This window comes from Geobacillus sp. ZGt-1, from assembly GCF_001026865.1.
GTDB classification, from domain to species: Bacteria; Bacillota; Bacilli; order Bacillales; family Anoxybacillaceae; genus Geobacillus; species Geobacillus thermoleovorans.
The window spans coordinates 108,018-109,252 of record NZ_LDPD01000012.1; the positions used below are offsets into that span (position 1 = coordinate 108,018).

A 1,235-nucleotide genomic window follows, 5' to 3' on the forward strand; every position below is an offset into this window, starting at 1 on the left:
GCGGCGATCATCGGCTACTTGATTATGAATGTGACGATGAGCGTCATCTTGGGCGTGACTTCCGATATGATCGGCGCCGACCCGTCGTACGCCAACATTCTCNGCATCCCGACGTTGCAAACCGGCGTCTTTGGGGGGATTATCGTCGGGATTTTGGCAGCGTACATGTACAACAAATACTTCAATATCGAACTTCCGCAATATCTCGGCTTTTTCGCCGGCAAGCGGTTCGTGCCGATCGTGACGGCGGCGTCCGCAGTCGTGCTTGGCATTCTCATGACATTCGTNTGGCCGCCGATTCAGCACGGGCTCAATGCGTTTTCGCACAATATGATCGATGCGAACAAAACGTTGGCCGCGTTCATTTTCGGCGTCATCGAACGGGCGCTCATTCCGTTTGGTTTGCATCATATTTTCTATGCACCGTTTTGGTTTGAATTTGGCGAGTACGTCAATAAAGCCGGGCAAGTGGTCCATGGCGATCAAAAAATCTTTTTCGAGCAGCTGAAAGACGGCGTGGAACTGACGGCCGGCACGTTCATGACCGGGAAATTCCCGTTTATGATGTTCGGTCTCCCGGCAGCGGCGCTCGCGATCTACCACGAAGCGCGACCGGAAAACAAAAAAGTCGTTGCCGGCATCATGGGGTCGGCCGCGTTGACATCGTTTTTGACCGGGATTACCGAACCGATCGAATTTTCGTTCTTGTTCGTCGCCCCGGCGCTGTTTGCCATTCACTGCGTCTTTGCCGGCTTGTCGTTTATGATCATGCACCTGTTGAACGTCAAAATCGGGATGACCTTCTCCGGCGGGGTCATTGACTTCTTGCTGTTTGGCGTTCTGCCAAACCGGACGGCATGGTGGCTTGTCATTCCGGTCGGCTTGGCGTTTGCCGTGATTTATTATTTCGGATTCCGCTTTGCGATCCGCAAATGGGATTTGGCGACGCCGGGCCGGGAAAAAACGGTCGAGGAAGCACCGAAAGCCGAGGCAGCCGCCGCTGGCGATCTGCCGTACGAAGTGCTCGCCGCCCTTGGCGGAAAGGAAAACATTGAACATTTGGACGCATGCATTACGCGTTTGCGCGTTTCGGTCCATGATATCGGCCGGGTCGATAAAGACCGGTTGAAAGCGCTCGGCGCCGCCGGGGTGCTTGAAGTCGGCAACAACGTGCAAGCGATTTTCGGTCCGAAATCGGATATGTTAAAAGGGCAAATTCAAGACATCATGCAAGG

Annotated in this window: 1 protein-coding gene and 2 pseudogenes; all 3 read left to right on the forward strand. The window is 54.2% G+C overall.

Annotated elements, in window-relative coordinates:
* The coding region (locus VU18_RS19195; protein ID WP_236687280.1) for a hypothetical protein at nucleotides 1-102 on the forward strand (102 nt) is incomplete at both ends.
* 1 nt (nucleotide 103) lies between these two features.
* Nucleotides 104-287, forward strand: a pseudogene (locus VU18_RS19200) (PTS transporter subunit EIIC); the annotation flags it as partial.
* A 1-nt stretch (nucleotide 288) separates the two neighbouring features.
* Nucleotides 289-1,235, forward strand: a pseudogene (locus VU18_RS19205) (PTS transporter subunit EIIC); the annotation flags it as partial.